This window comes from Marinomonas algarum (assembly GCF_020532605.1).
In the GTDB taxonomy this organism is placed as follows: domain Bacteria; phylum Pseudomonadota; class Gammaproteobacteria; order Pseudomonadales; family Marinomonadaceae; genus Marinomonas; species Marinomonas algarum.
The window spans coordinates 259,011-273,289 of the sequence record NZ_JAJATW010000001.1; the positions used below are offsets into that span (position 1 = coordinate 259,011).

Genomic DNA, 14,279 nt, shown 5'->3' on the forward strand with positions numbered 1-14,279 from the left:
ACTGAATTTAAAGTATTTTATAAAATTACTCATGATATTAAAAATTAGCTAAACGAGCGTGCGCGTTATCCCTTTTTATTCTTTACGCGCTATCTTAATACGAAGAATTCTTAATCATTGATCTTAGGATGATTTTTCATTTCCTACCAGTGCAAACGCGCAAAAGAATAATTATTTTCTAGAAAAAATGAGCAATAAGCTCACCACAGTGGATCAAAGCAAACCCAATGAGCGAGGTCAAACGATAGTGTCGAGTGAATGGGGTTTGATTTGACCACCTTAAACGAGAGGTTTACCCCAAGAACCAAACACAACTCACTCTGACTCTTTAACGATTTAAGGCAAAGCAAACCCGATGGGCGGGGTCAAACGATCGTGTCGAGTGAATAGGTTTGCTTTGGCCACTTTAAATGAGAGGGAATGAATAGTTTGACCACTGTGCTGTTTTTTACTTCTTGGGTGTCGATGCCAGTAAAGCCACCAGTAGATTCCAAAAGTCGTTCACCGAGTCAATTTCCATTCGTTCCGCAGGAGAATGAGCACCGCGAATATTTGGCCCAAAGGAAACCATTTCCATTCCTGGGTATTTTGCGCCAATAATACCGCATTCTAGCCCAGCATGAATCACCTTCACATTGGCTTCGTGACCCGTAATATCCCTATGAACCTGAAGAAAATGCTTAAGCAAACTGGCTTTAGGATCAGGGCGCCAGCCGGGATAACCATTTTCCACCGTCACTTTTGCCTGAATCAAGGAAAACGCCGCGTTGGCCATGGCAGCATGATGCACGATGGCAGAATCCACCAGCGAGCGTACAAGCAAGCGTGCACTAAATCCTTTGGTGCCATCCGATGCATTACTCAAATGAATCACCCCTAGATTGCAGGAAGTTTCCGTTACACCCTCTAATTCTGCACTCATGCGATGCACGCCATGGGGCGCGCAATACAAAGCATTCAGTAAAGCTTGCTTATCTTTTTCTTCCAGTTGCGTGTCTGTCGTCGCGTCGGCAAGAGAAATCACCAAGTCCGGCTCCGTTGCAGCAAACTCAACCTTAGTTGTCGCTTCAAAGGCCTCTAAGAAATCTTGCACTTTCTTATAATGTTCAGGGGCAATAGCAATGACCGCCTCAGCGTCTCGGGCAATCGCATTGCGTAATGTGCCACCCGAAAAAGAACACAAACCAAACTCACAGGTTTCTTGCAACAACACCAAACAGCGAGCGAGGAGCACATTGGCACTGGCGCGGCCTTTTGAAATATCCAATCCAGAATGCCCGCCTCTTAAACCCGAAACACAGACCTGAACCGCAACCTGCTCATCCTTCATCGGTACACAAACATAGTGTTTTTCGATACTGATGTCCGTACCACCCGCACAGCCAATATACACATCGCCGCGGTCTTCCGAATCAAGGTTTAATAGTATTTTACCTTGCAGAATGCCTTCTTCTAACTGCAAAGCGCCTTTTAAACTGGTCTCTTCTTCAATCGTAAACAAGGCTTCAATAGGGCCATGAGCCAAATCGGTAGACTCCAATACAGCCAAGGCCGCCGCGACACCAATACCGTTGTCTGCCCCAAGGGTCGTTCCTGTAGCATGCACCCAACCATCGATCACTTGGGTTACGATCGGGTCTTTAGTAAAGTCGTGTTCAATGTCTGCATTCTTTTGCGCCACCATATCCAGATGACCTTGCAGCACCACCGTTTCACGATCTTCCATGCCTTGAGTCGCCGGCTTACGAATCAATAGATTTCCCACTGGGTCGACATAGGTTGTGAGATTCAATGTCGTGGCCCACTCAATCAACAGACCTCTAAGCTCTGCCTCATGACAAGAAGGGCGCGGTGTGTTGCACAGTGTTTGAAAGTGTCGCCAAATGGCGGAAGGTTGTAAGTCATTTAGTACGTCGTTCATAGCACTCTCTTTCGTTAAAAACAAAAAAGACGCTCTGCAGCGTCTTTTCAGTTCAGGTATTAATACATTTAAAATAACGCTTATTTACGTTCTTTTAGAGCATTGGCGGAGAAGGTAACAAACTCTTCTGCACTGGTTGGGTGAACACCCACGGTCGCATCAAAGTCTGCCTTCGTTGCGCCCGCCTTAATGGCAATGCCCAAACCCTGGATAATTTCACCCGAGTAGTCGCCTACCATGTGCGCACCAATGACTTTTTCGTCCGCGTTATTCACCAATAATTTCATCAAGGAGCGAGCCGTACCGCCACTTAAAGTATGTTTCATCGCACGAAAATCCGTTTGATACACACGGAAGTCTAATCCACGCGATTCCGCTTCTTGTTCCGATAGACCTACCGTACCAATGGCTGGCTGACTAAACACAGCGGTTGGAATGTTGTCGTAATCAAAATCCACTTCTTTGCCGTCAAACCAATAATCAATCAACGCCATGGCTTCTTTGATCGCAACCGGAGTCAATTGAATCTTGTCGGTAACATCACCCAAAGCAAAAACACTACCAGCCGTGGTGGTAAAATTATTATCGACCTTTACCGCGCCATTTTTGCCTGTTTCAATGCCAGCATTTTCAAGGGCTAATGCATCGACATTGGGCACACGACCTGTTGCATACAAGATAAGACCAAACTCTTCTGAATGACCATCTTTGAAATGCACGATACGAGCACCGTTTTGATCATTTGCGTCGGCCAACTCAATGCGTGCAACATCGGTATTTAAGCGTAAATCTATACCCGATTTACGATATTCTTCACTGGCAAAATCACGCACATCTTGATCAAAGCCACGTAATAGTTGATCGCCGCGGTACGCCAGAGTCGTTTCCACACCTAAACCGTTCAAAATACCGGCAAACTCAACGGCGATATAACCGCCACCCACAACAAGCGCTTTTTTAGGTAAAGCATCAAGGTAGAACATCTCGTTGGAACTAACGACAAACTCACTACCGTCAAATTGAGGAATAAAAGGCTTAGCCCCCACAGCGATCAGAATACGTTCCGCCGTGTAGGTTTTACCATCAACAGATACCGTATGCGCATCAACAAAACTGGCAAAGCCAGAGATCACTTCCACACCGGCGTTGCCTAGCATGTTGCCGTAGATACCGTTTAATCGTTCAATTTCTTTTGTTTTGTTGTCTCTTAAAACAGACCAATTAAACTCCGCGCCTTTATTGGACCAACCAAACCCTGCCGCTTCATCAAAGCCATGTCCGTACTCAGACGCATAAACAAACAATTTTTTCGGGACACAACCAATGTTAACGCAGGTTCCGCCCAGCGCGCTGCCTTCTGCAACCGCAACTTTATAACCTTTAGATGCGGCAACACGGCTCGCTCTTACACCACCAGACCCTGCACCGATTACAAACAAATCGTATTGATACGCCATGCTTACCTCTTTAAATAGGAATACAACAAATAATACCCTGAGTGTAACAGGGCTACCGCTAGAAGTTAAAAAGATTACGGCTATTAACATGATGAAGAACAATACTATGAAGAAGAATCATGGAAAAAGCGTGCTTCCACTAGCGCACCTCTTTTAGGAATGAAAACAACTCGGTATTATTGTGGAAATATTTTACGGAAGTCTTCCTATGAAGTTTGTCTCTTTTAATATCAATGGCTTGCGTGCACGACCGCACCAAATAACGGCGCTTGTTGAAAAGCACGCCCCTGACGTCATTGGCCTACAAGAAATCAAGGTACACGACGACGCCTTTCCCCATGAGATTCCACAATCGGTGGGCTATCATGCTTATTATTACGGACAAAAATCTCATTACGGTGTGGCTATTTTTAGTAAGCAAGAAGCGACTCGTGTCGAATACGGTTTTCCGGGTGACGATGAAGACGCTCAGCGTCGTATGATCATTGCCACTTTCGACACACCAAAAGGGCCTGTGAAAGTCATTAATGGCTACTTTCCACAAGGAGAAAGCCGTGATCATGAAACCAAGTTCCCCGCCAAACGCAAATTCTACGCTGATTTAATGGACTACTTAGCGTCTCATTCTCCCGATGAAAAGATCATCGTTATGGGGGATATTAATATTTCCCCTACCGATTTAGACATAGGTATCGGCGCACCCAATGCCAAACGCTGGCTCAGAACCGGTAAATGCAGTTTCTTACCAGAAGAGAGAAAATGGTTTAAGACGCTAAGCGATTGGGGGTTGACTGACACTTATCGTCACCTCAATCCAGAAAAAAACGACCGTTTTAGTTGGTTTGACTATCGCTCTAAAGGCTTTGACGACACACCAAAACGTGGTTTGCGCATCGATGTCATCATGTCTTCTCAAGGTCTCACTCCCTACCTTGAGGACGCGGAAGTGGACTACGATTTACGCGGGATGGAGAAACCTTCAGACCACGCACCGATTTGGACAAGCTTTAAGTTAGGTGAATAAAGGTCTATTCGCTTTTGTTGTACAAATATCAATCAGAGCAATATAATGGCCGCCCTCTGCCACGGTGGGGCCACATTCGTGCTATTATTACCTTGTTTATCCACAGAGAATGTGGATAAACAAGGTCTTGAAAAAGCACAGAATTTTCATTAACAACAGTCAAAACGAGAAATATAATGAGCAACGACACACTGACAATGGACGATATGTTGCGCCAGTCTTCACAGGCCGCAACCTTCCTGAAAGCCCTAAGTAATGAAAATCGATTGATGGTTCTTTGTCATTTATTGGATCAGGAACTTTCCGTGACGGCATTAAATGAAAAGCTGCCATTGAGCCAGTCTGCCCTTTCTCAGCATCTTGCTGTACTAAGAAAAGACAACCTTGTTAGCACACGCAGAGAGTCACAGACGATTTACTACAGCATTGGCGATAATCGCGTCAAAGACCTGATTCAAACACTGCATCAGCTGTTCTGCCCTGCGCTTTAGACGGTTAGAACTTCTTAAGCAAAGAGGATCTTTTAGAAGTTCATAATGACGTTATCTCTTATCATTTGATAACCATAAACATTGCCCTGAATACACAGTACTCTACAAGGAACACCGAACGTACTGTTTCCTCTCTAACCACAATACAGCCTACCATTTTTCATCACGGTATCTCATAAAGCTAGCAAACCGAGGCACGCCACGAGCAGTAAAGCCATGGTATTTGTATGTTAGCACCTGACCTTTTTCAGGTGGGTTCTGTCTTTGTAAATCGGTAAAGCCACTGCCAATTTTAAAACGCAACCCCGAAGGCATTTCAACCAACACAGACCCCATCATGCCGTCATATTTACCAGAGCCATTGAATACCTTAATCACTGTGGCCTCAGCGTCCATGTGAGGTTTTAGTTTCAAAAGATTATCGGTTCGACCACTCTCAAATTTGGCCTCTTTGCGATGCAGCATTAAGCCCTCTGCCCCCTTTGCAATATAATCCTCTAACAAAGAAGACAGTTGTTGATTATTCGTGACCGAAACCTGCTCGATTGACACAAGGTGAGAAAGGTTGGCCTGCTTAACAAGCTGAGAATAACGCTGAACTCTTTGCTCAAAGGTCATTAAATGCGTCTGATCAGGGGCATCAAAGATCATATAACGAATCTGCCGCCACTCTTTATCAATGGGATCGTGCTTTCTTACCGTTGACACAATAAACTCAAAATCTTTTCGTCTCGACCACAGCTCACCGTCTAACCAAACATTCGGTAATGGATCTGTAAACCAATCAGGGGCATGGATTGGATTCCCCTGGCGAGTCAGTAGACGCTGCCCTGTCCAAATTGCCCTCACACCATCGTATTTTTCACTAATAAGATAGTCGGTCACATCGATATCATCAGAATAAAGGGTCGCCAGTTGAACGTCCAGTTTTTGAGGAGATTGCGACAATACCGCGACAGAAAAGAGACATAAAAATGCCATGAGAAAAGATTTAACACACATGATTCACTCCTTTGAATTAAACACACCTTTCCTTGGTGAACATTCAAACTAAACGATTACCTTAGCCGACGCAAACCCTAAACAGCAAAAAGCCTCTCTTTGGCTGGCAAAGAGAGGCTTTATCGTTATGCCATTAATACACAATCATGCATTAACGTATTGCTAAGTGCTATTTGCTAAGTTGAACAATCAACTTATTCATACGACTAACAAAAGTGGCTGGGTCATCAAGCTGACCGCCTTCAGATAGGGTTGCTTGCTCTAACAACAACCACGCCATGTCAGCAAAGCGATCTTCATCTGACTCTTCATTCATCTTAACGACGATTGGGTGGTCAGGATTCACTTCTAATGTTGGCTTAGACTCAGGTAATTGCTGACCCGCCTGCTCAAGCAAACGACGCATTTGCAGACCCATGTCGTATTCGCCGACGACTAAACACGCCGGTGAGTTGGTCAAACGGTCTGTTGAGTTTACGCCCGCGACTTTTTCATCTAGCACGGTTTTCATGCGATCAAGCAATGGTTTAATTTGCTCGGCCTTCTCTTCTTTTTCTTTCTTCTCTTCTTCGTTTTCAGAGTCGGCTAGATCCAGCTTTCCTTTGGTAACATCTTGGAAAGACTTGCCATCAAACTCTTGTAAAGAAGACATCATCCATTCATCAATACGATCACTCAACAACAAGACTTCAAAGCCTTTTTTGCGAAGAATCTCAAGATGAGGACTGTTCTTCGCGGTGTTGTGGTTTTCTGCGTAGATGTAGTAGATCTTATCTTGACCTTCGCTCATACGTTCGATGTATTGAGCCAAGGACACCGTTTGCTCCGGCTTGTCATCATGGGATGAACTGAAACGCAATAGACCCGCAATCTTGTCTTTGTTGCCCATATCATCTGCAGGGCCTTCTTTAATGACGTTACCGAATTCGTCCCAGAATTTTTGGTAATCTTCTGGCTCGTTTTTCGCTATTTTCGTCAACATGTCCAGTACACGTTTGGTCAAAGCCGCACGCATAGAGTCAACCGCATGGTCGTTTTGCAGAATTTCACGAGACACGTTCAACGACAAATCGTTTGAATCCACTACCCCTTTCACAAAACGCATGTAAGGCGGCAAGAAGGCCTCGGCTTCGTCCATGATGAAAACACGCTGTACATACAATTTCAGACCGCGTTGCATGTCGCGATTCCAAAGGTCGTAAGGCGCTTTAGAAGGAATGTACAAAAGGCTTGAGTATTCAAGCTTACCTTCTACCTTATTATGAGACCACTTTAACGGCTCTTGGTAATCGTGAGAAATGTGTTTATAAAATTCTTGATATTCTTCGTCTGTGACTTCGTTACGAGGACGAGTCCATAGGGCTTTCGCCGAGTTCACCGCTTCGAATTCGACTGGCTGATTTTCATCAACAGGCTTAGGATTGCCTTCTTCGTCCATTTCTGGATAAACCACTTTTTCCATCTCCACAGGGATAGAAATATGATCTGAATATTTTGTTACCAAAGAACGTAGGCGATGATTGTCAGCAAAGTCTTTTTCATCCGCTTTTAGATGCAGAATAATGCGTGTACCGCGAGTAGCTTTGTCAATGTTTTCAATGGTGAATTCACCTGAACCATCAGACACCCAGCGAACCGCTTCCGCCTCAGCCGCACCGGCACGACGTGTTTCTACGGTTACCTTGTCAGCCACAATAAAAGCAGAGTAAAAACCCACACCAAATTGACCAATCAACTGGCTGTCTTTTTTCTGATCGCCGCTTAATTGCTCAAGGAAAGAAGAGGTGCCAGATTTTGCGATGGTACCTAGGTTTGTAATCGCCTCTTCTCGTGACATGCCCACACCGTTATCATCAATAACAACGGTATTGGTGTCTTTATCAAACTCAATGCGAACGCGCAGATTAGGGTCTTCGGCAAGAAGGTCTGCGTTAGCGACAGACTCAAAGCGAAGCTTATCGACCGCATCGGATGCGTTTGAGATGAGCTCTCTTAGAAAGATTTCCTTGTTGGAGTACAAAGAATGGATCATCAAATGAAGTAGTTGTTTGACTTCGGTTTGAAACCCTAACGTTTCTTTTTGAGTATCGGTTGCCATGTTGTAGCGTGCTCCTATTTGAATGAACCTTTGGATAAAACCACCAAAGGCATATTTCTTTTCACTGGTGCTACATAAGTAAAGCCTCTTCAATGAATTTCAAGAGGCGTTTAATCGAAAATACACACAAAGACACAAAAAAATTAGGGGAATGAGCAAGTTAGGCGTGCTTTCGAACGAGGGTAAGGCCGTCGCCAATGGGAATAAGAGACAAATCCACCTCGTCATCTTGATGGATATAGGTATTCAATTGACGGACTATTTGCGTGTCTTTATCCGTAAACGCCTCATCCGCCACATTGCCCCACCATAAGGTATTGTCTATTAATAAACAGCCACCGGGGCGCAACAATTGTTTTGCCAGATCATAATAAGCCAGCAAATTCTGCTTATCGGCGTCGATAAAAATAAAATCAAACGTTCCTTTTTGCTCTTCTAGGAACGACGTCATCACTGGCAGGGCTTTGTCGCAATAGGTGGTCACTCGATCCATCACCTTGGCTTGTTCCAAATAGCGTGTCGCTATGTCCAGCCACATTTGCTTTTTCTCAATGGCAATTAGGCGTGCATTTTCAGGCATCGCCATGGCCATTGACAGTGTGCTGTAACCAGTAAATACACCAATCTCTAACAGCTTTTTCGGCGCTTGCATTTTAACCAACAACGCCAATAACTGCCCCACTTCAGGAGAAAGCTGCATGCGTGCCATATGGTATTGCGCCGTTTCGCGTCGCAAAGCGTTTAAAAGATCGTCCTCGCGCACAGAGACATCAACAAGGTATTGATAAAGCTGGTCATCAACGTTTACGGTACGGTTTACCGGTTTATTGTCTTCCGGTACAAATTTAGGAAAATTAGGAAGCATGAGATTTTATTACCAGACCTCGACTGAGTGTTCGGAAAGTTTTTGAACGAAATTCACGGCGATACAAAACGCCCACGACAATAATACTTGCCGCCATGCAAAAATACGGCCCCAGAAACCAACCGCAAAACGCCATAGCAAAATAGTAAGCACGCAGACCATAATTGAATTGATTGGCTGCTAGACTGCAGATCTTCGCCATGTGCATAGCATACAGCTCTCGCTCACTGTCTTCGACACCTCGCTCTGTTGCTAAGGGAGCGCTGCCTACCAATACTGAGCAGAAGTTGTACTGACGCACCGACCAAGTAAAAGTAAAAAAGGCGTAAGAGAAAATCACCACCAAAACGATGATTTTAAGCTCCCATTCTTGCTGGCTCATCGGCGCTAAAAAATAAAAATCTGATAAAATGCCTAGTGCCTTTTCAGAGTAGTTAAACGCCGTAAATAACCCTGCAATAATAAGCAAACTGCTAGAGGCAAAAAATAAGCTACTTCGTTCTAAGTTGGCCATGACAGACGCATCCGCGATGCGATTATCTCGCCTTAGTAGTCGAGACATCCAAGCCAATCGGAATTGGTGCAAAACACTGACCAAACAAGGACGACGGTTTGAGCTATACAATGCGTAAAAGGCATACCCCCACCAACAGAGGAAAAAGACAAACAGGGTTATCAGGTCTTCAGTATTTAAAAGGGTGGAAAAAGAGCGACTTTCCATAATTTGACGTTACCAAAACAAGGTGTGTGAAGCTGATATTAGAGCACTTTTCTTTTTCTATGTCCCTGGTTCTAAATGGAAAAATCATCTATTTAACCACTCTGAAAAACCATCACATTGAATAAAAAAGTGCTTGCATCGGGCAAAAATAACGGTATTATGCGTCGCAATCAACACGACATGCGGATGTGGTGGAATTGGTAGACACGCTGGATTTAGGTTCCAGTGCTTCACGGCGTGAGAGTTCGAGTCTCTCCATCCGCACCATTTAGTTACACCTTCCTTCTGTATTCAAAATTCCCCAAACATCGTTTATTTTAGTATAAATTGCCGGCATTAGGTTTTTTTTAATACCATAAACACATAGACAAAAATAAAGCCGAACCCATTTCTGAGTCCGACTTCTTATTCAATTAAAAATCACTTTAATTTCCAAGATACCGTCTTACCGGCAAAGAAAGGCACAATCGGTTCCCCGTTTGGCAACAAAATACTAGTAGGCACTTCCCAGTCTTCACGCACCAGCGTCACAGTGTCCGTGTTACGTGGCAAACCATAAAAGTCAGCGCCATAGAAACTCGCAAAACCTTCAAGCTTATCCAACGCACCCAGTTCGTCAAACACCTGAGTATACAACTCAAGCGCTGACCAAGCACTGTAGCAACCGGCACAACCACAATCTGACTCTTTGCGATGTTTCGCATGAGGTGCAGAATCTGTACCGAGGAAAAATTTAGATGAACCGGACTTCACCACAGCGCGCAAGGCTTCTTGGTGTGTACTGCGCTTTAATACAGGCAAACAATAATTGTGTGGACGAATACCGCCATCCAGCATGTCATTGCGGTTGAGCATCAAATGCTGTGGTGTAATCGTTGCCGCCACACCTTCTCTTGCCGACATAACAAAGTCAGCCGCATCCTTAGTCGTAATGTGTTCAAACACGACTTTCAAGTTAGGCACGCGTTCAACGATTTTTACCATGTGCTGATCAATAAATTCTTTCTCACGATCAAATATATCAATGTGCTTCTGGGTCACTTCACCATGAATCAACAACAACATATCGTTGTCAGCCAACGCTTCAAAAACGGGGTACAAAGTTTCCAATGAGTTGACGCCAGAGTCTGAGTTGGTCGTCGCACCAGCAGGGTACATTTTTGCCGCGCGCACCCCTACCGCTTTTGCTTCTTTAATGTCTTGTACTGAGGTTTTATCTGTCAAATACAGCGTCATCAATGGCGTAAAGGTACTGCCGATCGGACGCGCTGCTAAAATACGCTCACGGTAACTGACTGCTAACTCAGCCGTCGTTACAGGTGGAACTAAATTTGGCATCACTATAGCGCGCTCAAAACAACGCGCTGTTGCAGGAACCGTCTCAAGTAACATTTCTTCATCACGGAAGTGTAAATGCCAATCGTCTGGCTTAGTTATCGTAATTTCGTTCATTACTGTCCTTTTGAATTGAATAGTGCGACAAGGGGAAAGAAAATAATAACAGAATCCGACCCTAACAGGCACAGAGAACAATCAACGTGTTCGTTTTTTAACAAAAAAGCCGATTCTACTAGAATCGGCTTTTCATCATTACGTTAGTGCAACGGAATTAACCGTCTTTACGAGGCGTTCTTGGACGGCGGTCACCACGATTATTATCGCGATTACCAGAAGAACGCTTGCGATCACCAAAATTTGATGGGCGACGATCGCCACCTGCACGTTTGCGTGTTGACGGTGCTGCAGCACGCTTGTTCAACTCGTCGGCATTTTCCAGTTTAGCAATGTCTGTACGCTGACCACAAATACGTGTTTTACTCAGTTTACCCAGCGCACCACCACTCAAGTTAGAAGGCAGGTCCACGGTAGCAAAATCTTCGTAAATTTCGATGTGACCAATGTAACGGCTTTCAATATCCGCTTCATTGGCGATAGCGCCTACAATGTTACCTGGTTTAACACCATCGCTGTAACCCACTTGCACAACGTAACGCGTCATTGCTGTGTCTGGATCATCTTTCAAAGGCATTGCGTCTGCGGTAACAGGGCGAACTTTACGTTCACGAGGTGCACGATCACCGCGCTCGCCACGTGAACCATCACGGTCATCGCGACGTTCTCTACGCTCTTGACGCACTTCCATTTCAGACAATAACAATGGCGTTTTCCCTTGTGCCATGTGCGCTAAAGCCGCGGCCATTTTCAATGGGTCCACTTCATTGTCTTTCTGGTAGCTTTGAACAAGCTCTAGGAAGAAATCAAGGTTCTCATTGTCCATCGCATCGGTAATACGTTGTTTAAAACGCTCAACACGATGAGCATTGATATCGGATGCCGTTGGTAACGTCATACTCTCGATTGGTTGACGCGTCGCACGCTCAATGGCTTGCAGCATACGGCGTTCACGATGCGCAACAAACAAAATAGCGGTACCCGTACGACCAGCACGGCCAGTACGACCGATACGGTGAACGTAAGACTCTGTATCATATGGAATATCATAGTTGACAACGTGACTAACACGCTCAACGTCCAAACCACGAGCAACAACATCGGTTGCAACAAGAATGTCAATTTGACCTTTCTTGATACGCTCTACCGTACGTTCACGTAAGTTTTGGCTAATATCACCATTCAATGCTTCACAAGCGTGGCCACGAGCTGTTAGCTTTTCAGCCAATTCCACTGTTGCCGCTTTTGTACGCACGAAGATGATCATGCCATCATGCTCGTTCATCTCAAGAATACGTGTCAATGCATCAAGCTTATGCAAACCACTGACTGGCCAGTATTTTTGAGTGATTGTCATTGCTGTCGAAGTTTTTGTAACAATTTTCACTTCTTTTGGGTTATTCAAATGACGGTTAGCCACTTGACGAATTACCCCAGGCATGGTCGCAGAAAACAGAGCGATTTGACGAGTAGGTGGTGTTTGTTCAAGAATCCACTCCACATCGTCGATGAACCCCATACGCAACATTTCATCCGCTTCATCAAGCACTAAGGCTTTTAGAGTATCAAGCTTCAATGTTTTACGGCGAATATGGTCCATCACACGGCCTGGCGTACCCACAACAACTTGAACACCGCGTCTTAGTTGACGAAGCTGAGTGTCGTAAGACATACCGCCATAAATAGGCAATACATGGAAATCAGGAATGTTGCGAGCATAACTTTGGAAAGCTTCTGAAACTTGAATAGCAAGTTCTCGGGTTGGAGCCAGCACAAGTAATTGTGTCGTTTTATCTGTAACATCAATGCGAGACAACAACGGAAGCGCAAACGCCGCTGTCTTACCAGTACCCGTCTGCGCTTGCCCCAAAAGGTCACGACCTTCTAATAAATATGGAATACTTTGCGCTTGGATAGCAGATGGTTGCTCGTAACCGAGGTCAGCAACCGCTTTAAGAACAGGGGCGATTAGGCCCAACGAATCAAATGTAGGCTGAGTATCAGCGTCAGACATGTAAATTAGTACCTTTTTTTGGTGAGGATAAGGCCTGTAATCATTTACATGCCTTAATAAAATTCTCTAGAAATTCTTTGAGGAAAACTGATGGCGAAGTATATACAAAAAAAGAAAATTAAGCTAGTAGCAAGGCTAAATAGATTAAACCAAATGGTTAGTATCGACGTAGCCGCAAATTTTTAGGATTCTTTACCGCCGTCCTTTGAGTTTGAATCGATAATAATCGCCAACCAATGCATCTTAGGGTTCGCTTCAAACGCCAGTTTCATAATAATAGTCAATGGTATCGACAACAACATACCGACAGGACCAAACACCCATCCCCATAACAATAAGGACAAGAAAACCACTAAAGTGGATAACCCTAAGCCTTTGCCCATATAACGCGGCTCAATCACATTCCCTACGACCAAGTTGACCATCAAAAAAGCCCCAGCTGTGAGCCCTGCTGATAAACCACCGAGCTGAACAAACGCCAATAATACGGCAGGCACAGCGGCGATGATGGAACCGATATTAGGCACAAAATTTAATAGAAAAGCACATACGCCCCAAAGCAAAGGGAAGTCCACACCTAACAACCACATAGCCAACGTAATAGACACACCGGTCAAAATACTGACCAAGGTTTTGATCACCAGATAGCGGTTGACGGATTCGATAAAGGATTCCATTTTGTCCATAGATTTTGAGGCATCCGTTAAGGCCAAGGAAAGTTTCTTAGGCAACTCAACGGTCTCAAACAAAATAAAAATCACAATCATCACCACCAAAACAAGATTTGTCAGCGCACTGCCTAAACCACGCAGAGCATTGGCAACCATTTGCATCAGGGCAGACGGGTCAACATAGCCTCTTATCTGTTCATACGATATGTGCAGACCAAAACCATTTAAGGTCGTCACCAATCCTGACATTTCTTCGGCAAACCGAACACGGTAACTCGGAAGCTGACTGGAAAAATTATCCAGTGACGCCCCCACCAACACCGCTAAAGAGCCAATACCGGTAATGATGACCATGACCACCAGCAAAATAGACAACCAAGTTGGCACCCCTCTACTGCGTAAACTCGACATCGCCGGCGCGCAAATAATGGCAATAAAAACCGATAACATAAAAGGAATAACAATTTGTGACGCGGCTTTTAACCCTGCAATAATCACAATGAAAGCCGCAAATCCGACCAACCAGTAGGTACCTTTGTTATGTTCACTCACTGACTAATTCC

11 protein-coding genes and 1 tRNA gene are annotated in these 14,279 nt (G+C 44.6%); 3 read left to right on the forward strand and 9 right to left on the reverse strand.

Annotation, left to right across the window (positions count from 1 at the left end; genetic code table 11):
* Nucleotides 1–448 precede the first annotated feature (448 nt).
* The gene (locus LG368_RS01280) at nucleotides 449–1,921 is read right to left on the reverse strand and encodes an aminoacyl-histidine dipeptidase (protein WP_226752905.1); all 1,473 of its coding nucleotides are present in this window, start codon (nucleotides 1,919–1,921) and stop codon (nucleotides 449–451) included.
* A gap of 80 nt (nucleotides 1,922–2,001) precedes the next feature.
* Complete coding sequence (gene gorA / locus LG368_RS01285; protein WP_226752906.1) at nucleotides 2,002–3,378, reverse strand: glutathione-disulfide reductase; 1,377 nt, start codon at nucleotides 3,376–3,378, stop codon at nucleotides 2,002–2,004.
* Between the two features lie 208 nt (nucleotides 3,379–3,586).
* Here gorA and xthA point away from each other — a divergent pair, with 208 nt between their 5' ends.
* Nucleotides 3,587–4,402 carry an exodeoxyribonuclease III gene (gene xthA / locus LG368_RS01290; RefSeq protein ID WP_226752907.1) on the forward strand — a complete coding sequence of 272 codons (816 nt, stop codon included), beginning with the start codon at nucleotides 3,587–3,589 and terminating at the stop codon, nucleotides 4,400–4,402.
* 176 nt (nucleotides 4,403–4,578) lie between these two features.
* Nucleotides 4,579–4,893 carry an ArsR/SmtB family transcription factor gene (locus tag LG368_RS01295; protein ID WP_226752908.1) on the forward strand — a complete coding sequence of 105 codons (315 nt, stop codon included), beginning with the start codon at nucleotides 4,579–4,581 and terminating at the stop codon, nucleotides 4,891–4,893.
* Between the two features lie 150 nt (nucleotides 4,894–5,043).
* On the opposite strand, the gene LG368_RS01300 is transcribed toward LG368_RS01295, so the two are convergent.
* From LG368_RS01300 to LG368_RS01315, 4 genes are all read right to left on the reverse strand, one after another.
* Nucleotides 5,044–5,895 carry a DNA ligase gene (locus LG368_RS01300; RefSeq protein WP_226752909.1) on the reverse strand — a complete coding sequence of 284 codons (852 nt, stop codon included), beginning with the start codon at nucleotides 5,893–5,895 and terminating at the stop codon, nucleotides 5,044–5,046.
* A gap of 169 nt (nucleotides 5,896–6,064) precedes the next feature.
* Nucleotides 6,065–7,993, reverse strand: coding sequence for a molecular chaperone HtpG (gene htpG, locus LG368_RS01305; RefSeq protein WP_226752910.1), 1,929 nt, complete (start codon nucleotides 7,991–7,993; stop codon nucleotides 6,065–6,067).
* A gap of 160 nt (nucleotides 7,994–8,153) precedes the next feature.
* The gene (locus LG368_RS01310) at nucleotides 8,154–8,858 is read right to left on the reverse strand and encodes an O-methyltransferase (RefSeq protein ID WP_226752911.1); all 705 of its coding nucleotides are present in this window, start codon (nucleotides 8,856–8,858) and stop codon (nucleotides 8,154–8,156) included.
* Nucleotides 8,848–9,579 (reverse strand): DUF599 domain-containing protein, encoded by a 732-nt coding sequence (locus LG368_RS01315; RefSeq protein ID WP_226752912.1) that lies wholly within the window; start codon nucleotides 9,577–9,579, stop codon nucleotides 8,848–8,850. The genes LG368_RS01310 and LG368_RS01315 overlap by 11 nt, the downstream gene beginning before the upstream one ends.
* A gap of 182 nt (nucleotides 9,580–9,761) precedes the next feature.
* Here LG368_RS01315 and LG368_RS01320 point away from each other — a divergent pair.
* Nucleotides 9,762–9,846 (forward strand) — tRNA-Leu (locus tag LG368_RS01320).
* Nucleotides 9,847–9,999: 153 nt separating this feature from the next.
* Here LG368_RS01320 and pyrC read toward each other — a convergent pair.
* The 3 genes from pyrC to LG368_RS01335 all read right to left on the reverse strand — a co-directional run bounded on the left by pyrC (nucleotide 10,000) and on the right by LG368_RS01335 (nucleotide 14,268).
* A complete protein-coding gene (gene pyrC, locus LG368_RS01325) occupies nucleotides 10,000–11,031 on the reverse strand; it encodes a dihydroorotase (protein ID WP_226752913.1) in 1,032 nt (343 codons plus the stop codon).
* 157 nt (nucleotides 11,032–11,188) lie between these two features.
* Entirely contained in the window at nucleotides 11,189–13,045 is a 1,857-nt protein-coding gene (locus LG368_RS01330; protein WP_226752914.1) for a DEAD/DEAH box helicase, read from the reverse strand.
* Nucleotides 13,046–13,227: 182 nt separating this feature from the next.
* Nucleotides 13,228–14,268: an AI-2E family transporter gene (locus LG368_RS01335; RefSeq protein WP_226752915.1), complete on the reverse strand. Its 1,041-nt coding sequence runs from the start codon at nucleotides 14,266–14,268 to the stop codon at nucleotides 13,228–13,230.
* Nucleotides 14,269–14,279: the final 11 nt, after the last annotated feature.

What these genes read in the sequence shown, in the direction of transcription:
- LG368_RS01280 (WP_226752905.1), bottom strand. Translation starts at nt 1,921, where the DNA reads ATGAACGACGTACTAAATGACTTACAACCTTCCGCCATTTGGCGACAC.
- gorA (WP_226752906.1), bottom strand. Translation starts at nt 3,378, where the DNA reads ATGGCGTATCAATACGATTTGTTTGTAATCGGTGCAGGGTCTGGTGGT.
- xthA (WP_226752907.1), top strand. Translation starts at nt 3,587, where the DNA reads ATGAAGTTTGTCTCTTTTAATATCAATGGCTTGCGTGCACGACCGCAC.
- LG368_RS01295 (WP_226752908.1), top strand. Translation starts at nt 4,579, where the DNA reads ATGAGCAACGACACACTGACAATGGACGATATGTTGCGCCAGTCTTCA.
- LG368_RS01300 (WP_226752909.1), bottom strand. Translation starts at nt 5,895, where the DNA reads ATGTGTGTTAAATCTTTTCTCATGGCATTTTTATGTCTCTTTTCTGTC.
- htpG (WP_226752910.1), bottom strand. Translation starts at nt 7,993, where the DNA reads ATGGCAACCGATACTCAAAAAGAAACGTTAGGGTTTCAAACCGAAGTC.
- LG368_RS01310 (WP_226752911.1), bottom strand. Translation starts at nt 8,858, where the DNA reads ATGCTTCCTAATTTTCCTAAATTTGTACCGGAAGACAATAAACCGGTA.
- LG368_RS01315 (WP_226752912.1), bottom strand. Translation starts at nt 9,579, where the DNA reads ATGGAAAGTCGCTCTTTTTCCACCCTTTTAAATACTGAAGACCTGATA.
- pyrC (WP_226752913.1), bottom strand. Translation starts at nt 11,031, where the DNA reads ATGAACGAAATTACGATAACTAAGCCAGACGATTGGCATTTACACTTC.
- LG368_RS01330 (WP_226752914.1), bottom strand. Translation starts at nt 13,045, where the DNA reads ATGTCTGACGCTGATACTCAGCCTACATTTGATTCGTTGGGCCTAATC.